The organism is Ramlibacter sp., from assembly GCF_035706265.1.
In the GTDB taxonomy this organism is placed as follows: domain Bacteria; phylum Pseudomonadota; class Gammaproteobacteria; order Burkholderiales; family Burkholderiaceae_C; genus Ramlibacter.
In genome coordinates this window covers 1-4,958 of record NZ_DASSVG010000224.1, presented here as the reverse complement: position 1 = coordinate 4,958, position 4,958 = coordinate 1, and the positions used below count along the sequence as shown (strand labels likewise).

6 protein-coding genes and 1 pseudogene are annotated in these 4,958 nt (G+C 72.2%); 3 read left to right on the top strand and 4 right to left on the bottom strand.

The features are described from left to right. From VFM98_RS08475 to VFM98_RS08465, 3 genes and pseudogenes are all read right to left on the bottom strand, one after another. Positions 1 to 634 (bottom strand): annotated as a pseudogene (locus tag VFM98_RS08475) (hypothetical protein); the annotation flags it as partial. A gap of 89 nt (positions 635 to 723) precedes the next feature. Continuing rightward, positions 724 to 1,062 carry a hypothetical protein gene (locus VFM98_RS08470; protein WP_325109473.1) on the bottom strand — a complete coding sequence of 113 codons (339 nt, stop codon included), beginning with the start codon at positions 1,060 to 1,062 and terminating at the stop codon, positions 724 to 726. A gap of 140 nt (positions 1,063 to 1,202) precedes the next feature. Further along, positions 1,203 to 1,622, bottom strand: a complete 420-nt coding sequence (locus tag VFM98_RS08465; RefSeq protein ID WP_325109472.1) for a VOC family protein — start codon at positions 1,620 to 1,622, stop codon at positions 1,203 to 1,205. Positions 1,623 to 1,929: 307 nt separating this feature from the next. On the opposite strand from VFM98_RS08465, the gene VFM98_RS08460 reads away from it, so the two are divergent. Further along, complete coding sequence (locus tag VFM98_RS08460) at positions 1,930 to 2,826, top strand: hypothetical protein (protein WP_325109471.1); 897 nt, start codon at positions 1,930 to 1,932, stop codon at positions 2,824 to 2,826. On the opposite strand, the gene VFM98_RS08455 is transcribed toward VFM98_RS08460, so the two are convergent. Then, the gene (locus VFM98_RS08455; protein ID WP_325109470.1) at positions 2,827 to 4,062 is read right to left on the bottom strand and encodes a sensor histidine kinase; all 1,236 of its coding nucleotides are present in this window, start codon (positions 4,060 to 4,062) and stop codon (positions 2,827 to 2,829) included. Between the two features lie 110 nt (positions 4,063 to 4,172). Between VFM98_RS08455 and VFM98_RS08450 the strand changes: the two genes are divergently transcribed. Both VFM98_RS08450 and VFM98_RS08445 read left to right on the top strand, forming a co-directional pair. Further along, positions 4,173 to 4,391, top strand: coding sequence for a hypothetical protein (locus VFM98_RS08450; RefSeq protein ID WP_325109469.1), 219 nt, complete (start codon positions 4,173 to 4,175; stop codon positions 4,389 to 4,391). Between the two features lie 11 nt (positions 4,392 to 4,402). Then, a partial coding sequence (locus tag VFM98_RS08445) for a hypothetical protein (RefSeq protein ID WP_325109468.1) occupies positions 4,403 to 4,958 on the top strand: 556 nt, incomplete at its 3' end.

Below are 4,958 nucleotides of genomic sequence, written 5' to 3'. Positions count from 1 at the left end.
CCTGCCGCGCCCCTGCCGGCACTTCGCGCGTGACGGCGCCGGCGATGCGCGCTTGCGGCGCCTTCCTCGGCTCCGTCGCCGAGGCGTAGCGCAGGTCGCCGCCGATGCGCGTCGCCGGCCCGAGCTCGATGTCTTCGGCCGTGATGCGAACGTCGCCCTGCACCTCGCCGTCGAGGGTGACCTTCTGCGCCGCGATCTCGAGCGGGCCCGCGAGCCTGCCGGCGACGCTCACGGTGCCGCCATAAAGCGTGCTGCGGCCGTCGACGCTGGCACCGGGTCGCAACGCCACGTGGCCGCCGGCGGCGAACAGCTCGCCGCCCACGGCACTTGCCAGCGCCACGTCGCCGCCCACGGCGCGCACGTCCTGCTGCACCGGCGCGCGCACGTCCACTGCGCCGCCGGCCGCCAGCAGGTCGCCGCCCACCGGATGCTCGATGCGCACGCGCCCCGCGGCCGCCGTGAAGTCGGCTGCGACGGGGCCGCTCGTGCGGACCTCGCCGCCCGCGAGGTAGACGTTGCCCGTGGCCGGCGCCGCGGGCTGCGGGTGCGCTGCGAACGAAGCGAAAGCGAAACAGGCAGCCAGCACGAGGCCGGACAGGCCGGTCCGCGCGGAGCGACTGGAGAGGCGTGGCATGGAAACCTCCTCCCAGCCAATCTAGGCCGCGGCGCGGCGGCGGGATTGCGCCGCGTCAAGTTGCGCCCCGCCACGGGACGCTCAATTTCCTAGCACTTGAGTTCGCGGAAACGCTTCTGCGCGTGCACCAAAGGCATCTCGTCCTCCAGCGTCGCCGCCTCGCCCTTGGCGCGCAACCTGCGCTTCTCGTCCCGCAGGCGCACGTCGAGGGCGCGGCATTCCCGGCGCTCCTCGGCCGACAGCGGGGCGCGGCGGGCGGCCACGGCACGGTCCTGCGGCGGCGGCCGGGACTTGTCGGTCACGCGGTGCGGCTTGGTGCCCACCGGACGTCCGCCGGTGCAGGCCACCTGCGAATAACTGTGCGAGCCGCAGCGGTAGACCTGCGCGCCCGCCTGCGACGGCCCAAGGGCTGCCAGCGCGAGCAGCATGCCTCCGACCCACCGAAGCGCCGATCCGTCCATCTCTCCTCCCATCGCCCGCATGCTGGGGCGGGCGGACGGGAAAAGCCGCTACAACACGTTTCGGCGATGCGCGCAGCCAACAGGCAGGCCCGCCCGCGTGGCATGCGTCACGCGCCGCGCATGCCGCCGCTCACCATCCAGGGCGTGCCGAACTGGTCGACCAGCATGCCGAACACCTCGGCCCAGAAGGTTTTCGTCATCGGCATCTGGATCGTGCCGCCCTGCGCCAGCGCTTCGAAGATGCGGCGCGCCTCCTCGGGCGAATCGTAGAAGAGCGACAGCGAGAACCCCCCCATCGGCTTCGGCCCCATGGAGGGCGGGACGTCGGAGGCCATCAGCGTGCGGTCGCCCAGCTTCAGGCTGGAGTGCATCACCAGGCCCTCGGCCCCGGCCGGGCACTGGTTGGGCTCGGGCGACTGGCCGTAGGTCATGGTGTGTTCGAGCTTGCCGCCCAGCGTGCGCTCGTAGAAGGGCATCGCCTGGGCGCAGTTGCCGTTGAAGAAGAGATAGCTGTCGAGGACGGGCATGGATTTTCTCCTTGGGGATGCGGGCCGCACCAATGGGCCCCACCTTAGGACGATCGGGCGTTGCCGGAATCGACAGGACTGCCGCCGACGCGGTCTTGTGGACCGCTTGCCACGCTACGACGACCGTTCATCGGCGCCAGCCCGACGGTGGCGCACTGCGCTTGCACTAACATTCTGTTGCAGTTACACCTAGCTTTGTAACGAATAGTGCGGCGACCGGGAGACACCCGCTTCCCTCGGAAAACCAGCCGGCGCAGGCCCCGGGCCGCTGGCGCGCTGCGCGACGAACTAAGCAATCGACCTAGCGATGTCCAAGCTCTCCAGAGTCAGCTGCCACGCCGTCCACGAGCTCGGCGAGGCAGCGCGCGAAGCCCTCGCCCGCGAGCTGTTCGGTGTCCACGTCCAGATCTTCGGCGGGCTGGACTTCGCCGGCTTCCGCCACTACGTCATCGACCGGCCGTCCTGGCGGACCTGGATCTGGGTCAAGCGCAACGAGCAGGGCAAGCCGGTGGGCTATCACGCCACCCACGTGTTCCTGCTGGACGTGCAGGGCCGGCCGAGCGCGGTGGTGCGGATGGAAGCCGGCACGCTGCCGCAATGGCGCGGGCGCGACCTCATCATGGTCAACAACTGCCTGCGCCTGCTGCGCCTGTGGCTGCAGGCGCCACGGCGCGACTGGTGCATCTTCGCCGCGCTCACCCATCCGAGCAGCTACACCTTCCTGTCGCACTACGCGCCGGTGATCTGGCCCCGGGCCGACCAGCCGACGCCGCCGGAGGTGCAGCGGCAGATGGAGGAACTGGCCGATGCCTTCGGCCTGGAGCGGGTCGATCCGGCCGATCCGATGGTGCGCGAAGTGAAGTGGATCACCCGCGAGACCGAGCAGGACCGCGCGCGCTGGCACGCCAGCCGGCGTCCGAACGCGCGCCTGTACCTGCGCGCCAACCCGGGCTATGTCCGGGGCCACGGCCTGCTGACGCTGATCCCCATGAACGGCGCGATCCTGCTGCGCGCGGCGGCCAACTTCCTGGTCGGTCGGGCCGGCCGCCTCGCGCGCATCCTGGCCGGCCAGTCCGCCAAGCCGGCGGCGGACCCGACGCCGGCGAGCCAGCCCGCTGCGACCCAGTCTCCGCCCCCGGTGCGGCTCACACCCGCCCACGCCTCCGACTTCGCGCCGGTGGACTTCCCCGCCTCGCGCCACTGATCACGCCGGCGGCAGCGTGAAGCGGAAGGTGGCGCCCTGCCCCGGCGCCGACTCCGCCCAGATCCGGCCGCCCTGGCGCGAGATGGCCCGCGCCACCGTCGCCAGGCCGATGCCGGTGCCCGGGTATTCGTGCTCCGCGTGGAGGCGCTGGAAGGTGCCGAAGAGCCGGTCGGCATAGGCCATGTCGAAGCCGCAGCCGGTGTCGCGCACGAAGTACTCGCCGCGCGCGGCGTCGCCCCCCACCACGATCTCCGGCGCCGGCGCGCGGGCCGTGAACTTCCAGGCGTTGCCCAGCAGGTTCTCCATCACGGAGCGCATCAGCCGCACGTCGCCCGTCGCCGCCAGGCCCGGCTGGACCTGCCAGGCCACGCTGCGCTGCGGCTGCTCCGCCTGCAGCCGCTGCAGGATCTCGCTGGCCAGGTCGCTCAGGTTCACGGCGGAGCGGATGATCTCCACCTCCGACACGTGGGCCAGGGCCAGCAGCCCTTCGATCAGCTGCGCCATGGTGTCGGCATTGCCCTGGATGCGGGCCAGGTAGTGCTGCGCGCGCCCCTCCGGCGCGGCCGCCAGCTCCTGCTGCAGCAGCTTCGCGTACGAGGACACGCGCTGCAGCGGCGACTGCAGGTCGTGCGAGACCGAATACGAGAAGGCGGCGAGCTGCGTGTTGGCCAGGCGCAGTTGCGCCGTGCGTTCGGCGATGCGCTCCTCCAGCCCGGCGTTGAGGCGGCGGATCTCCTCGGCCTGCAGGCGGGTCTGTTCCTGCGCCTGCTTGAGCGCGTCGATGTCGGTCAGCGTGCCGAGCCACGAGGCGGCCTGGCGGCGGCCGTCCTCGTCCAGCGGCGCGGCGCGCAGCAGGTGCCAGCGGTAACTGCCGCCGTCCGCGCGCAGGCGCAGTTCCACCTGCAGCGGCTCGCCGCGGCGGACCATCTCGCGCAGGCGCTGCACGATTTCCGCGCGCTCGTCCGGGTGCAGCGCCTGCTGCCAGGCCTCGCCGAGGGCCTCGCGCCGGCGCAGGCCGGTGACCTCCACCCAGCGGGTGCTCACGAACTGGACCTGGCCGCGCCGGTCGGCCACGAAGACGATCTGCGGCACGGCGTTGGAAAGCTGGCGGAAGCGCTGCTCGGTGCGCTTGCGGCTGCGGGACTGCCGCCAGAGCTGCAGCGCGAGCGCGAGCACGAGCGCAGCGGCCAGCACCGCCGTCCCTCCCCCGAGCGCGAGCGCTTCATTCGGCGCCATGGCCCCATTGTCGAGAGCCGACGCGCGTCCCGCAAGAACACGGCATGTCGGCTGACACGCCGCGGCGTCGCGCGGCGCCGACACTCGGCAGCAACACGAGGGAATTCACCATGACGCAGCACGCGATGATTCGGGGAGAGGTCTGCTTCCGCGCCGGCGACGGCGTGCTGATGCCGGTGCCGGACGGCGAGGTGGACATCGACGTGGCGGACGACAGCGTCACGCTGCACTGGCACGACGGCCAGGGCAACACCGGCACCGCCGCCATCACGCGCGACGAATACGAGCGCTACGTGCGCGAGGGCAAGATCCGCGCGGACGGGCACTGAGGCGGCACGCGATGGACGCCCAGGTCGTCGTGGAGGCCATCCTGCTGGCGCTGGCCTGGGCGGGCGCGCTGGTGGTGCGGCCCTGGCGCTTGCTGCGCCCGCACCAGGGCCAGGTGCCGCTGGCCACGCCCTTTCTCGCCAGCCTGACGCTGCTGCCCTGGCTGTGGAGCTGGCCGGGGCTCGCGGCCCTGCCCTTTCCCCTGCACTGGTCGGGCGCGCCCCTGGTGCTGCTGATGATCGGCTGGCCGCTGGCCATTCCGGTGGTGACGCTGGCGGGCTTCAGCACCATGCTCACCTGCGGTGCCTCGCCGGCGCACGCGCTCGAACTCACCGTGTGGAGCGGCGTGCTGCCGGCCACGCTGATGCTGCTGCTGGGGCACGCCGTGCGCAAGGCGCTGGGGCCGAATCCGGTGGCCTACCTGATGGGGCGCGGATTCTTCGTGCCGATGCTGGCCCTGGCGAGCTGCGCCCTGGCCGGCGCCGCCATGGGCCAGTCGCTGGTGGGCCCGACCGGCGAGCTGCAGCGGGTGGCGATCGGTCTGCTGGCGCTCGGCGAAGGCTCCTGGA